General features: G+C 70.2%; 15 protein-coding genes. 14 read left to right on the top strand and 1 reads right to left on the bottom strand.

What is annotated here, in order from left to right; genetic code table 11:
- Nucleotides 1–230 precede the first annotated feature (230 nt).
- From ACWGJ2_RS15360 to ACWGJ2_RS15325, 8 genes are all read left to right on the top strand, one after another.
- Complete coding sequence (locus tag ACWGJ2_RS15360; RefSeq protein ID WP_453346576.1) at nt 231–1196, top strand: scabin-related ADP-ribosyltransferase; 966 nt, start codon at nt 231–233, stop codon at nt 1194–1196.
- A 283-nt stretch (nt 1197–1479) separates the two neighbouring features.
- Nucleotides 1480–1779, top strand: a complete 300-nt coding sequence (locus ACWGJ2_RS15355) for a hypothetical protein (protein ID WP_453346575.1) — start codon at nt 1480–1482, stop codon at nt 1777–1779.
- Nucleotides 1776–2471 (top strand): TetR/AcrR family transcriptional regulator, encoded by a 696-nt coding sequence (locus ACWGJ2_RS15350; RefSeq protein WP_453346574.1) that lies wholly within the window; start codon nt 1776–1778, stop codon nt 2469–2471. The genes ACWGJ2_RS15355 and ACWGJ2_RS15350 overlap by 4 nt, the downstream gene beginning before the upstream one ends.
- Nucleotides 2472–2650: 179 nt before the next feature.
- A complete protein-coding gene (locus ACWGJ2_RS15345; protein WP_453346573.1) occupies nt 2651–3790 on the top strand; it encodes an FAD-dependent oxidoreductase in 1140 nt (379 codons plus the stop codon).
- 277 nt (nt 3791–4067) lie between these two features.
- Nucleotides 4068–4973, top strand: coding sequence for a VOC family protein (locus ACWGJ2_RS15340; RefSeq protein ID WP_453346572.1), 906 nt, complete (start codon nt 4068–4070; stop codon nt 4971–4973).
- Between the two features lie 111 nt (nt 4974–5084).
- On the top strand, nt 5085–5888 hold the full coding sequence (locus ACWGJ2_RS15335; RefSeq protein WP_453346571.1) for an alpha/beta fold hydrolase: 804 nt from the start codon (nt 5085–5087) through the stop codon (nt 5886–5888).
- 49 nt (nt 5889–5937) lie between these two features.
- Nucleotides 5938–6153, top strand: coding sequence for a type II toxin-antitoxin system VapB family antitoxin (locus tag ACWGJ2_RS15330; protein ID WP_453346570.1), 216 nt, complete (start codon nt 5938–5940; stop codon nt 6151–6153).
- Nucleotides 6150–6572 carry a PIN domain-containing protein gene (locus tag ACWGJ2_RS15325; protein ID WP_453346569.1) on the top strand — a complete coding sequence of 141 codons (423 nt, stop codon included), beginning with the start codon at nt 6150–6152 and terminating at the stop codon, nt 6570–6572. The genes ACWGJ2_RS15330 and ACWGJ2_RS15325 overlap by 4 nt, the downstream gene beginning before the upstream one ends.
- Before the next feature lie 88 nt (nt 6573–6660).
- On the opposite strand, the gene ACWGJ2_RS15320 is transcribed toward ACWGJ2_RS15325, so the two are convergent.
- Nucleotides 6661–7308: a response regulator transcription factor gene (locus ACWGJ2_RS15320; protein WP_453346568.1), complete on the bottom strand. Its 648-nt coding sequence runs from the start codon at nt 7306–7308 to the stop codon at nt 6661–6663.
- Between the two features lie 176 nt (nt 7309–7484).
- Here ACWGJ2_RS15320 and ACWGJ2_RS15315 point away from each other — a divergent pair, with 176 nt between their 5' ends.
- The 6 genes from ACWGJ2_RS15315 to ACWGJ2_RS15290 all read left to right on the top strand — a co-directional run bounded on the left by ACWGJ2_RS15315 (nt 7485) and on the right by ACWGJ2_RS15290 (nt 13740).
- Complete coding sequence (locus ACWGJ2_RS15315; protein ID WP_453346567.1) at nt 7485–8249, top strand: S1 family peptidase; 765 nt, start codon at nt 7485–7487, stop codon at nt 8247–8249.
- Between the two features lie 404 nt (nt 8250–8653).
- Nucleotides 8654–9562, top strand: coding sequence for a helix-turn-helix transcriptional regulator (locus ACWGJ2_RS15310; RefSeq protein WP_453346566.1), 909 nt, complete (start codon nt 8654–8656; stop codon nt 9560–9562).
- Between the two features lie 80 nt (nt 9563–9642).
- A complete protein-coding gene (locus tag ACWGJ2_RS15305) occupies nt 9643–10494 on the top strand; it encodes an MBL fold metallo-hydrolase (RefSeq protein WP_453346565.1) in 852 nt (283 codons plus the stop codon).
- Nucleotides 10495–10671: 177 nt separating this feature from the next.
- Nucleotides 10672–11259 carry a flavin reductase family protein gene (locus tag ACWGJ2_RS15300; protein WP_453346564.1) on the top strand — a complete coding sequence of 196 codons (588 nt, stop codon included), beginning with the start codon at nt 10672–10674 and terminating at the stop codon, nt 11257–11259.
- A gap of 86 nt (nt 11260–11345) precedes the next feature.
- Nucleotides 11346–12449: a Gfo/Idh/MocA family protein gene (locus tag ACWGJ2_RS15295; protein ID WP_453346563.1), complete on the top strand. Its 1104-nt coding sequence runs from the start codon at nt 11346–11348 to the stop codon at nt 12447–12449.
- Nucleotides 12450–12582: 133 nt separating this feature from the next.
- Nucleotides 12583–13740: an LLM class flavin-dependent oxidoreductase gene (locus tag ACWGJ2_RS15290; protein WP_453346562.1), complete on the top strand. Its 1158-nt coding sequence runs from the start codon at nt 12583–12585 to the stop codon at nt 13738–13740.
- Nucleotides 13741–13843 lie beyond the last annotated feature (103 nt).

Raw genomic sequence — 13843 nt, 5'->3', positions numbered from 1 at the left:
GGCGCTACGGGGTGAAGCCGTGCCGACGCGGCTGCCCGCAGCCGCACCTCGATCACACATCCTCAACAAACCAGGGTAATCAGATTATTCGGCCTCAAATAACACCCGCCGTTTATCCTCAGAGGCATCCGTTGAACCCTTTGGTTCCCGAGCCCGTTGCTGCTCGCGGCGCTTGAGACGCGCGGAGCGTCAAGTGCGCCGAGCTCTCACAAGATACAGGGGCCATGGAAATGAATCAGCGCAGCGGCTATCCGAACAAGCCGACCGGGTTCACGGAGGTGATTCAGGAAAACGGGACATGGCGGTTGCTCACGGATAATTCCAGTGAGTCGTACGCGGCCCAATTCAGGGACGGCAGCCTCGTCGGCTTCTATGACCAGGCAGGGCCGCGCACAGGAAAGATCACAGACTACGCGGGAAACCAGTTCTCCCTGGGAGAGATTCCGGCATGGAACTGGTACGACCAGAGCGGTCGGCAGGTCGGGGCATCCATCGGCGCGTTCGACTCTCTCCCTGAGACCGAGTGGGGAACAAATTTCACAACGACACCCGAATACTGGCGGGGGGTCGCCCATGAATCCGGTATACACCTCTCACGGATTCATCCGACACCGGTATGGGCACCGACCGATGGCGTTGAGCTCTGGCGCAACAGCAGGCATTCACCGCCTAAGGTTTTTGCTGAAGGCTTCTTGACCAAGGGAAGAGAGACACCCAACCTACTGAGCTTCGTATATGATTCACCAAAGAACACCACATACATAAGCCTCACCACCGTCGAGAACTACGTTCAGCGGACGGCCATGCAAAGCCAAGTCCCGGTCTCTTCCATGAAGGACCGGTGGGCGTACAACATCGACCTTCCGCACGGGGCCATCAACGTCAACGCCACCCTCGACATCGCCTCGGCGTTTCCGGATCAGCGAGAGTACATCGCCCCAGGTCGCATCCCATCCAGGTACATCAAGTACGCGCAGGAGATCGATCTCCGGACGGGAGCGCTCAAAGCGAAGCGGTACTACAACCCCCACTACTCCCCCGAAGGATCCTTCACCGTCGCCCAGCGGTTGGCCGTCGGCCCGTCGTATTCGCAGTCGCGCTCGGCAGGCTCTGCCGGCTCTGCCCAGGGGCCCTCGGTGAGCGCCGCAGCCCACGGCCGCTACGGCTCGGGACAGCAGAGAGGCCGGCGTCCGTGATGGTGAGGACACAGACCGGACAGGACCCGTACGGCGCCGCTACCCTCGGCGTTTGCCGACCGCCGGGAGAAAGCCCCCGCCCGGCCCGAAAAACCCCATGCCTCCCGAGCGTCCGCCCGGCCCGGTCACACCGGACAAGGACCCTCCGTTCCCGTCGCCGAAGCCACCCAAGTAGTCGGCGTCATGGACCGCATCCCCTGGGCTCAACTGCCCGGTGCAGTGCGTGAGGCCGTCGCCCGGCACCCGGAGGACAGCGCGTACACCGCCGTCGACGCCCTGGGCGGTGGCCGCCGTGCTCTCCACCGGCACCCGCGCCGTCTTCGTGAAGGGGATGCCGCACGGCCACGACGAGGCCGATGAGCTCGACCGGGAGTACCAGGTCGACACCTATCTGCCCGACTCCTGCCCGCGCGTGCTGTGGCGCGTGGTGGCGGCCGGGTGGACACTGCTCGGCTTTGACGCCGTCGAGGAGGGCGAGCATGCCGAGTTCGCCCCCGCCTCCCCGGATCTGGAAGCGGTGGTGGAGCCGCTCGCCGGGCTTTCCGGCTCGGTGACGAACATGTTCGTTACGATCGGGGTATGACTGCGCAGCGAGAACCGATCAGCCGGCGTGAACGACCCGCGAAGCCCGCCCTGACCCGGCGCGGAATCGTCGACGTGGCCGTGCGGGTCATGCGGTCCGAGGGACTGGAGAAGGTCACCATGCGGCGCCTGGCCCAGGAGCTGGACACCGGTCCGGCCTCGCTCTACGTCTACGTGGCCAACACCGCCGAGCTGCACGCCGCAGTCCTGGACGCCCTCCTGGGCGAGGTGGAGCTGCCCGCCGACGAGCCCGGGGCCGACTGGCGCGACCAGCTCGTCGCGGTCCTGACGTCCTATGCGTATCTGCTCTTCGAGCACCCGCAGTTGGCCCGCTCCGCGCTGGTGGCCCGTCCGAGCGGTGAGAACTACCTCAACCTGGTCGAGCGCCTGTTGCTCCTGCTTTCCCGCAGCGGCGCCCCTCAGGCGCAGGTCGCCTGGGGTGTCGACAATCTCCTTCAGTACGCGACGGCCACCGCGGCCGAGCACGGCACGCAGGAGCGCGACCCCATGAGCCAGGACGACTGGGACGCTCTCGCCCGGGCCGCGCACGGAGTGGACGAGGCCGTCCACCCCATGATCAAGGCACACCTTCCGGTCCTGCTGTCCGGGACGGAGAGCGGCAGGCTGGCCTGGGGCTTCGACGTCGTGATCAACGGCATCATCCACACGCCCGTCCCGGGTGCCGGAGGCTAGCCGCCCGGCCGCGCTCGCAGCCCTGCGGCGGTGGGTGAGGGCTCCGCTCGGTCGTGAAAGGTGCGACGCGACCTCGGCCGAACTTGTTCGTAGCGAACATGTTCGTTACGGTGGATCTGTGAGCGCCGATAACGGTTCGCCCGCGGCGTCACGCTCTCTCACCCCCTTGGAGTTCCCGGATGAGCACGCACCACCCCATCGCGATCATCGGCGGCGGCCTCGGTGGCCTCACGGCCGCCCGTGTCCTGCACGTCAACGGCATCGAGTCGGCCGTCTTCGAGCTGGAGGGCTCCCCCGAGGCCCGCGCGCAGGGCGGCATGCTCGACATCCACGAGGAGAACGGCCAGCAGGCCCTGCACGCCGCCGGCCTGTCCGACGGGTTCCGCAAGATCATCCACGAGGGCGGGGAGGCCATGCGCCTGCTCGGCAAGGACGGCACCGTCCACATCTCCGAGGAGGACGACGGCACGGGCGGCCGCGCCGAGGTGGACCGCGGCGACCTGCGCGACTTGCTGCTCGACTCGCTGCCGGACAGCACCGTCCGCTGGGGCCGCAAGGTCACCGGCGCCCGCGCACTCGGCGACGGCCGCCACGAGGTGACCTTCGCCGACGGCTCCACCATCACCACCGACCTGCTGATCGGTGCCGACGGCGCCTGGTCGCGCATCCGGCCGCTGGTCTCCGACGCCAAGCCCGCCTACACCGGGATCTCGTTCGTGGAGACCGACCTGTGGGAGGCGGACACCCGTCACCCGCGCAGCGCCGCCGTCATCGGCGGCGGGTTCTTCATCAGCCTCGGCGACGAACGCGGCTTCCTCGCCCACCGGGAGACCGACGGCAGCCTGCACGTCTACGCCGCCCTCAAGGCGGACGAAGACTGGCTGGACACCATCGACTTCACCGACAAGGAGACGGCCAAGACCGCCGTGCTCGCCCACTTCGACGGCTGGGACGAGGGCCTGCGCCGCCTGGTCTGCGACGCGGACACCATCACCCCGCGCCGCATCCACGCCCTGCCCGTCGGCCACCGCTGGGACCGGGTGCCGGGCGTGACCCTGCTGGGCGACGCCGCGCACCTGATGTCGCCCTTCGCCGGTGAGGGCGCCAACCTGGCCATGTTCGACGGCGCCGGACTCGCCTCGGCCATCGCCGCCCACCCCGGGGACACCGAGGCCGCCCTGGCCGCCTACGAGGCAGCCCTCTTCCCGCGCAGCGAGACCTCGGCCGCCGACTCCGCCGAGAACCTGGAGTCGATGTTCGGCCCGCGGGGCCTGGAGCGGCTGATGGCGTTCTTCACCACCGGCCCCGGCGGCCAGTAACCCCCGCCCGGCGAAGGGTTCACGCCAACGCCCGCCAGGCCCGGCTTCGCCGGTTTCGGAGCGTCCTTCACCCCGGCGAGCACCAGGGCCCCGCCCTGACGCGGCTGCTCGGCCGGCTGCCGGCCTGGACCGAGGCGCTCGCCCAGGTCCGTGACGCCGAGGCCGCCGCAACCGCCTGACCCGCCCACCGTCACGCTTGCGGAGCCGCCCCATGGACGGCTCTCCCGTTCACACATCACCACCTGTCGCGGCCCACGGCAGTGGAGGGAGTCACACCGTGCCCAGCACCATGGATCAGAGCTTCACCCTCGGCGCAGTCGAGCTGACGGTCGCCGACTTGGCACGCAGCCTGCGCTACTACACCGGGATCGCCGGCTTCGAAGTGCTCGCCCGTGAGCCTCACCGCGCGCGGCTCGGTGCGGGGGACACCGTGCTGGCCGACCTTCGCGAGGCCCCCGGCGCCGTGCTGCCGCCGCCGTCCAGCCCTGGCCTGAGCCACTTCGCTCCCGCGGTGCCCGCCAAGGTGGATGTGGCGCACTTCGCCCAGCGTCACCTGGACGCCGGATTGGCCGTCGACCTCCACGACCACGTCGTCTCCCGGTCCTGCTACGTGACCGACCCCGACGGCCACACCATCGAGGCCACCTGGATCACTCCCCGCGAAGAGTGGCAGTGGACCGACGGCCTGCCCGTCGTCGTCGCCGAGCCGATCGGCCTGGCGGACCTGCGGGACGAGCCCGCCGCGCCACCGTCGGCGCGTCTGCCGGTGGGGACGGAGATGGGACACGTCCAGCTCAAGGTGACCGACACCGCCTTGACGGCGACCCGGCAGTTCTACAACGACGTGCTGGGCATGGAGATCTACGCCCGACTGGGAGACCGCTTCCTCGGTTTCGGCGTGGCCGACCACCGCAATCTCCTCGTCGTCACCAACCGGTTCAGCCCCGATGGCGGCCGGCCGGCCGGCCCCGGCACCGCCCGGCTGCTCGGTGTCCGGCTCTCGCTGGGCACCCCGGAAGCCGTCGACGCCCTGGCCGAGCGCCTCCGGGCCGCCGGCCATCCGTACGAGCACACCGGGAACGACCTCACGGTGCAGGACCCGTCCGGCAACACGCTCCGCTTCGACGTGGCCGCCTCCGCCTGGACCGCACGCGGTTCCCGGCGGCGCCCGCGGAACCGCTGACCGTCCCGTTCCGCTCCGTGCCGAATGGCGTCCACCGCCGCCGGTCCACCGCCGCCAGCCCACCGCCGCCGGTCCACCGCCGCCACGGGGCTCCCGCAGAAAGGCTCAACCGTGGATCCGCACACCTGGACGTACGCGCCGTACCCGGAAGTGACCGTACTGATCGAAGAGTTCGACACCCGGACCACCGGCACCGCCGGCACCCCGGTCCTCCTGCTGCACGGCGGCACCGGCCCGGGAGGCGTCACCGACCTGGCGCGACGTCTCGCCGACCGCCACCACGTCATCGTTCCCACCCACCCCGGCTGGTCGGACACCCCCCGCCCGGACTGGTTCGCCGGCATCGACTCCCTCGTCGAGTGCTACCTCGACCTCCTGGACAGCCGCGGCCACAAGGACGTGACCGTCATCGGCACCTCCATGGGCGGCTGGGTGGCCTCGGAGATGGCGGTCCGCGACCGCGGCCGGCTCATCAGCAAGCTCATCCTCATCGACGCCATCGGCCCGAAGATCGACGGCCACCGGATCCGCACCCCCGGACCGGGCCGCCCACCGGGTGCCCCGCAGCCCCGGCCGCCGGCCGGCAGCGGCACACCCCGCCAGGGCCCCGCCCCCGCCTCCATGGCAGCCCTGAGGGCGTACGCCGGCGAGAGCATGCACGACCCCCGCCTCGCGACCCGGCTCGGACGCCTCGAGGTGCCCACCCTGGTCCTGTGGGGGGAGCAGGACGTGGTCGTCACGCCCGACTTCGGCCGCGCCTACGCCGCCGCCATCCCCGCCGCGCGCTTCGAACTCGTCAAGGACGCCGACCACGTCCCGATGCGCGAACAGCCGCAGGCCGTCGCCGGCCGCATCCGCGACTTCCTCGACGACGCCCCCCGCGCCTGTTCGTCGCCGAATACGCGAAGCACCTGACATCTCACGAGGTATACTTAACTCCACATTTGATATCAGGGAGGTGCTCATGAGTCGGACGGTTATCGACCTGGACGACGACCTGGTCGCGGACGTGGCGAAAGCTCTCGGGACGGGAACCAAGAAGGAGACAGTGAACACCGCTCTTCGCGAGGTGCTGGAGAGTCGGCGTCGTGCCCTGGCTCTCGCCCGGCTGCGCGCCACGGCCGGGGACGGCGCATTCGACCTGGAACTGTTCGAGAACAAGGGGAACTACCGCCGGTGAACGCGGCCCAGTTCCTGATCGACACCAGCGCGCTCGCTCGATTCATGCGCGAGGACGCGGAACAGTACGGCTGGGACCAAGCGGCAGCCGCCGGGCTCATCGCCACCTGCCCGGTCACCGAGCTTGAGTTCTTCTACAGCGCCCGGTCGGCTGCCGACAGGGCACGCGGCATCGAAGACATGCGGTTGATCTTCGGTTGGGTTCCCGTCGACGACCGCTCCTATGACCGCGCCTGGCAGGTCCAGGAAGCTCTCACCAAACGGGGAAAGCACCGCAGTGCGGGTGCGGTGGACCTCGTCGTCGCCGCGACGGCCGAACTGCAAGGGCTCACCCTGCTCCATCGCGATCACGACTTCGAGTGCATCGCGGCAGTCACCGGCCAGGCTCTCCAGTGGTACGGCCCGGAGAGCGGCAAATAGGCAGGCGATGACCGCAGCCCTGGTCGCACTCGCTCCGCCCAGCGCCACCTCGGCCGGGGTCCTGAGCCCGGGCCCGTGAGCTGGGCGGTCAGGCCGTCAGGCCCGCGTCGTGGGTGATCAGTGCGACCTGGGTGCGGTTGGCGGCGTCGAGCTTCGTCATGATGCGGCTGAGGTGGACCTTGACCGTGGACTGGCTCATCAGCAGGCCGGTGGCGATCTCGGAGTTGCTGCGGCCCTGCGCCACCGCCACGGCGACCTCGCGTTCGCGGGCCGTCAGCTCCGCCATCCGCGGTCGCGCGCGCGGAGCGGTCGCGCCCGTGGCGAAGGCGGACAGCAGCTTCGTCGTGATGCGCGGTGAGAGCATCGCCTCGCCGCGTGCGAGGACCCGTACCGCGTCGGCCAGTTCGCGCGCCGGGGTGTCCTTGAGCAGGAAGCCCGCCGCGCCGTGCTGGAGCGCGGCGTAGACGTACTCGTCGGCGTCGAAGGTGGTGAGCACCGCGACGGCGGGCGGGTCGGGGAGTGCGGTGAGCCGGCGGGTGACCTCCAGGCCGTCGACGCGGGGCATCTGGATGTCGGTGAGCACGACGTCCGGGCGGTGGCCGGTCACCAGGTCCACCGCCACCGTGCCGTCAGCGCCCTCGGCGACCACCTCGATGTCCGGGTCGGCGTCGAGGATCAGCCGGATGCCCTTGCGCACCAGTTCCTCGTCGTCGAGCAGGACCACCTTGACGGTCACACACGCCACCACCTCATCCGCGCACGGGCAACATCGCCCGCACACGGTATCGGCCCCCTGTACCACTTTCGGGTAAGTGCGCCCGAGCGCTGAGGATGATGTGCCGGGAGTGCCGCGCGGGTCAGGATCGACGGCGTCGGAAGACGGCTGGACGACGACGAGACACAGGAGGTCGGATGATCAAGCGCGGCAAGGCGGCGCTGTGCGCGGTGGCGGGGGCGGGCGCTGTCGCGCTCACCGTGGCGCTGGCACCGTCGGCATCGGCGATCATCGGGGGACACGACGCCACCTCGGAGTACCCGTTCATGGTGAGCGTGCAGAAGGACGGCAAGCACTACTGCGGGGCCTCCCTGATCAAGCCGGACTGGATCGTGACCGCCGGGCACTGCTCGGTGAACGTCAAGCCCGAGCAGCTCTCCGTGCGCGTCGGCGACCAGGACCGCACGAAGGGCGCAAAGGCGAAGGTCACCAAGGTCGTCGCGCACCCGGACTTCTCCTACGAGCCGTTCCGCGACGACGTCGCCGTCATGAAGCTGGACCATCCCGTGGACGCGAAGCCCGTCGAGCTGGCCGCCGAACCCGGGCCGACGGGCACCAAGACGCGGATACTCGGCTGGGGGATGACCTGCGAGGACGGCAGCGAGTGCCCGGACCTGCCGAGGAAGTTGCAGGAGCTGGACACCAAGCTCGTTCCGGACGCCCTGTGCAGCGAGAACTACAACGCGGCCAACGAGCTGTGCACCGACAGCCCCACCGAGAACGCGCAGGCGTGCATGGTCGACTCGGGCGGGCCGCAGATCAAGGGCCGCCCCGGGCACTGGGAGCTGATCGGGGCGACCAGCCGCGACGGCGACGCCGACCCGAAGTGCGCCACGGGGCCCGGCATCTACACCGACCTGACCGCGCACCGCGACTGGATCGAGCGCGTCACCGCCAAGTGATCCGCGACGGCGCCGACTTGAGCCGTCACCCCATCCGCCCCGACTCGGCCCGAGCCGTACACATGCGGAGCCGATACTTCACATACCAGTCAGGCGGTTTCTGTTCATGATGCGGACCAAGAAATTGTTGGGGCGGAGGGTAGGGGTTCCGAGGGCCGCGCGGCGGGCATCCGGAGGAACTCGTCGGGATGAAATGCCCTGACAGGAGCCACAGTTGGGCCGGTACCCCGCCCGTCCGCCGACGGCGCCCGATGTCCGATCTGGACCCTGCTGTTCAAAATCACGTAGCCATACCGCAATAAACAGACGAGTATGTTTGTTTGAGAGGTACGGCGGCACGGGGGAGCTGCACGAAACCTGACCACCCCTCTGCTCCGCGATGAACAGAAGGGACTCGAACCGATATGGGGAACACTGCTTCAGCCCGCAGGGCTGTGTCTCCGCAGTTGGTCGATCTGGGCCGATTCTTGATGACGCGCCGGGCCGAGGTCGCTCCCAGCCAGGTCGGGCTTCCCGACGCGGGCAAGCGCCGCACTCCGGGGCTGCGCAGGGAGGAAGTCGCCCTGCTCGCCGGGGTCGGCGTCTCCTGGTACACGTGGATCGAACAGGGCCGGGCCGAGAACGTCTCGGGGGAGGTGCTGGACTCCATCGCCCGCGTGCTCCAGCTCAGCGAGAACCAGCGCCTGTACATGCGTCAACTGGCGGGCGTCCAGGCCGTTCCGCATCCGCAGGTCGCGCAGCCAGAGGCCGAGGCGATGCGCCCGTTCGTGGACAACTGGTGGCCCAACCCCGCCTACATCGCCGACCACGCGTGGAACATCGTGGTCGCGAACGCGGCGGCGCAGGCGCTCCTCGGCATCGACTCGGCGCAGCAGGACGCCGAGGGCCGTCCCTACAACGTGCTGCGCGAGTTCTTCACCAGCCCGCACATGCGCGCGGCGTTCCCGAGCTGGAAGGAGACCGCGCCGACGCTCGTCGCCCGGTTCCGCAGCCACGCCGCGCACCATCTCGACGAGCCCGCGATCCCGGCCCTGGCGGCCGAACTCATGGCGGACAGCCCGTACTTCGCCGAGCTGTGGGACCGGCACGAGGTCGTGGAGGACTCCTGCGGCCCTGAGGTCCTGCGCCACCGCGACGTCGGTGAACTCCACTTCACCCGCGCCACGCTGGACTTCACCCGTCGCATCGCCATGCGGATGACCGTCTTCCTGCCCACGCCGGGCACCGGCACGGAGGCGGCGCTCCGGCGGCTCTCACACGTCTCGCTGTCGCAGGGCATGAACGCCGTCGATCCGCTCGGCGAGACACGATGAGCGGGCTCGGAACCGGGGCAGGGTCCGGTACCGGTACCGGTACCGGTACCGGACCCGGGAACGTCGGCAGCCTGGCATCCATGAGGCCGTCCGGCGTCACGGCCGGAGCACACCGGCTGACGTATCTGCCCGACGGTTATGTGCAGTTGCACCCGCACACCTGGTATCCCGCTTCGCCCGACGCCTTCTGGGCCGACAAGGGAAACCACCTCGACGCCGACGGCTGCCTCATCGGCTCGGTGGGCGCCCTGCTGGTGGAGTACGGGGACGAGGCGATGCTGATCGACACCGGCTTCGGCCCGGCCCGTATCCCCGCCGACCGCACCATCCCGCCCCTCGGCCGGATCGAGGGCGGCGCGCTTCCGGCCAGCCTGGCCGCCGTGGGGCACACCTTCGCGTCGGTGAGCTGTGTGGCCTTCACGCATCTGCACGACGATCACGTCGGCTGGGCCACCGATCCCGGTCTCGCCCACGCGCGGTTCGTCGCGTCGGCCGAGGAGTGGCGCGCGGAGCCGCGAGCGGTCGCGGGGCACGCCGTCGCGGCGTCGGACGGCGAGGAGATCTTCCCAGGGGTGCGGGTGCTCGCCACCCCGGGGCACACGCCGGGGCACCTCTCGTACGTGATCGGCGAGGCGGAAGGGGGCCTGGGGAGCGCGCGTGCCGTTGTCGTCGGGGACGTGCTCCACTCCCCTCTCCAGCTCGCCGACCTGTCGTGGAACGCGTTCTCCGACGTCCACCCCGCGCAGGCGGTGCGCAGCCGCGAACGGATCGTCGCGGAGCTTTCCAGGCCGGGCACGATCGGGTACGCGGGGCACTTCGCCGGTGCGGTCTTCGGGCGGCTGACCCTTTCCGACGCGGGTCCCGAGGCCACGGGGGCCGAGGCCACGGGCGCCGACGGTTCGCGTCCGCGCTGGGAGCCGCTCGCCGTCTGAGACGTCACGTTCCCGTGCCCCGGCCGCCGTACGTCAGCGGCCGGGGCGCTGCCGTTCCACGGACGGTTCCCGGGCCTATTCCCGTGTTCCGGGGCGATTTCGCGGTGCGTCTGTTGGCGCGACCAATATGTTGTCTGCGCACTGGCAGGGGGTGCGGGCCGCCCCGAGTCTGGAGACATGTCCTCGACGGTTACCTCCCCGACGTCCCAGACTTCCGAGGCGGCTCCGGCGGCCCCGGCATCCGCGGCGACCCCGACGGCCACCCCGGCGTCCGCGGCCACCCCGGTCGCCGCCCGCCGCTTCCGGTCCATCGCCGGACGGTTCACCACCGGAGTGGTGGCCGTGACAGCGCGGCGCGCGAGTGACGGCGCCCCGGTCGGGCTCGCGGTCAACTCGTTCACCTCGGTCTCCCTGGAACCGCCGCTCATCCTGTTCTGCGTGGCCAGGACCAGCACGAGCTGGCCCGACGTACGGTCGGCCGACCGCTTCTGCGTCAACATCCTCGGCGAGGGCCAGCGCATGCTCAGCACGCGCTTCGCGACGAGCGGCGCGGAGAAGTTCAGCGGCGTGCCGTGGACGCCGTCGCCGGGCGGCGCTCCCGTGCTCGACGGCTCCATCGGCTGGATCGAATGCTCCGTCGAGGAGGAGATCACGGCCGGGGACCACACCGTCGTACTCGCCCGCGTACACGATCTGGACGCCTCCGAAGAGGACTCCCCCCTTGTCTTCTTCCGCGGTCTCTACGGGCGCTACGCCCAGCTCTGATCACCATGCGGCGCATGACCGCCCACTCGTCTCGCTCGTCTCGCTCGTCTCGCTCATCTCGCTCATCTCGTTCGAAAGGAAGATTCGTGGCGCACAACGCTGCCCCGCTCGGTGTGGGGATCGTCGGACTCAGCGCGGACGGCGGCTGGGGCGCGCGGGGGCATCTGCCCGCGCTCTCCGCCGCCGGAGGCTACGAGCTGCGCGCGCTGACGGCGTCCACACCGGAGTCGGCACGCAAGGCCGCCGCCGCGTTCGGGCTGCCCGAGTCGGCGGCCGGGACGGACGCCGGTGAACTCACGGCGCGGGACGACGTCGACGTCGTGGTCGTCACCGTGCGGGTGCCCCGCCACCGGGAGCTGATCCTTCCGCTGCTCCGCGCCGGCAAGACCGTGCTGAGCGAGTGGCCGCTCGGCAACGGTCTCGCGGAGGCGGAGGAACTGGCGGCGCTGGCCGCCGAGTCGGGCACCCGGACGGCCGTCGGCCTCCAGGCGCGCTCCGCGCCCGTCGTCCGCTATCTGCGGGACCTCGTCGCGGACGGCTATGTGGGCGAGGTGCTGTCCACCACGCTCGTCGGCTCGGGCGGGGGCTGGGGCCCGGCCGTCCAGGAGCGGTCCGCCTATGTGGCCGACCGCGCCAACGGCGCCACCATGCTCACCGTCCCCTTCGGTCACACCCTCGACGCGCTGACCATGGTGCTCTCCGGCTTCGACTCGCTCACCGCGACCACCGCCACCCGCCGCACCGAGGTCCGGGTCGCCGAGACCGGTGCGACGCTGCCCATGACGGCCGAGGACCAGATCGCCGTGACGGGGCGGCTGGCGGGCGGCGCTGTGGCATCGCTGCACTACCGGGGCGGCTCGTCGCGCGGCACGAACTTCCTGTGGGAGATCAACGGCACCGAGGGCGACCTCGTGGTGACGGGTGGCTCCGGACACCTCCAGTTCGGGCAGGTCGAGCTGCGCGGCAGCCGCGGCGAGGAGGCGGAGCCCCGTCCGCTCCCGGTGCCGGAGAGCTATGAGCTGGCGCCGGGCCTGGAGGGGCCCGCCGGTGTCGTCGCCAACGCGTACGTCCAGTTGCGCGCCGACCTCGCCGAAGGCACCCACCACGTACCGGACTTCGCGCACGCCGCCGCGCACCACCGCCTCCTGGACCGCATCGGGACGGCGGCCCGCACCGGCACCCAAGCCTGACCCCCTCCCCCGTCCACTCGCCCTTCCTCCCTACGCCACACCACTCACGCATGGCTCATGCAAGGGCTCACCCTGCCCTGCCATGCCCGAAAACCCCTGTTTTCCACCTATCCGAACCATCTGAGGAGTCCCCATGCACACCGGCTTCGGAGCCTTTCTCTCCCCTCTCCACGCCCCCGGCCAGGACCCGCATCTGACCATCCGGCGCGACCTCCAGCTCGTGGAGCACCTCGACGAGCTGAACTTCGACGAGTGCTGGTTCGGCGAGCACCACTCGCTGTCCTGGCCGACGATCGGCGCCCCCGAGACCCTGATCGCCGCCGCCGCCGAGCGCACCCGTCAGATCAAGCTCGCCAACGGCGTCGTGACGCTGCCGTTCCACCACCCGTTCCACGTCGCCACCAGGGCGATCATGCTGGACCACCTCACCCGTGGCCGCTACATCCTGGGCGTAGGCCCCGGCGCCACGCCCAACGACGCGCACATGCTCGGTCTCGACGCGGGCGAGCTGAAGCGCATGGCCCGCGAGGCGGTGCCGACGATCCTGGAGCTGGTCAACGGCGAGGAGCGGATCTCCGAGAAGACGGACTGGTACACACTCCAGGACGCCAAGATGCAGTTGCCGCGCTACAGCAGGCCCGGCATCGAGATGGCGATCTCCAGCGTCGGCACGCCCAACAGCCCGCAGATCGCGGGCAAGTACGGGATCGGCCTGCTCTCCTTCGGCGCGGCGCCCCCCGGCTGGCCGTCGACCGACCTCGCGCAGCAGTGGCGGTACGCGGAGGAGTCGGCCGAGGAGCACGGGCAGACCGTGGACCGTCGCAACTGGCGCATCGCCGTGCCGCTGCACATCGCGGAGACCCGCGAGGAGGCGTACCGCGACGCGCGCGCGGGCTTCGGCAAGTGGCTGCACGGGTACTGGGGCGAGTCGGTCGGCGCGGATGTCGCGGCGGGCCTCGAAGGGGTGCCGGAGTCGCGGGAGCTGGAGACGACCGTCGAGCAGGGGCGGGCGATCATCGGTTCGGTCGAGGACGCCGTCGAGGCGATCCAGCGGCTCCAGGAGACGACCGGCGGGTTCGGCACGTTCCTCACCTACGTCGTCAACTGGGCCTCGTTCGACAAGGTCAAGCGGAGCTTCGAGCTGCTGGCGAGCGAGGTGGCCCCGCGCTTCAACGGGTCGGCCGAGCGCGGTCTCGACTCGATCCGCTGGAGCGTGGAGAACCGGGCCGTCTTCCCGCACACCGAGGCGCTGCGCAACCGCCTCAACGGCGTGGGCGGCACCGCGAGCTGAAATCGGCTTCTGGAGTTGACTTCTCCGTTCCGCAACGCACCGTTCCGCATCACGAGTCACGGAATTGTCAACTCCAGAAGTGCGTTCCTGTTGTTCCTGGCAA

The sequence above is a fragment of the Streptomyces sp. NPDC054796 genome (assembly GCF_053611545.1).
The sequence above is the reverse complement of the archived record's forward strand: the minus strand, read 5'-3'. Positions and strand labels throughout refer to the sequence as shown.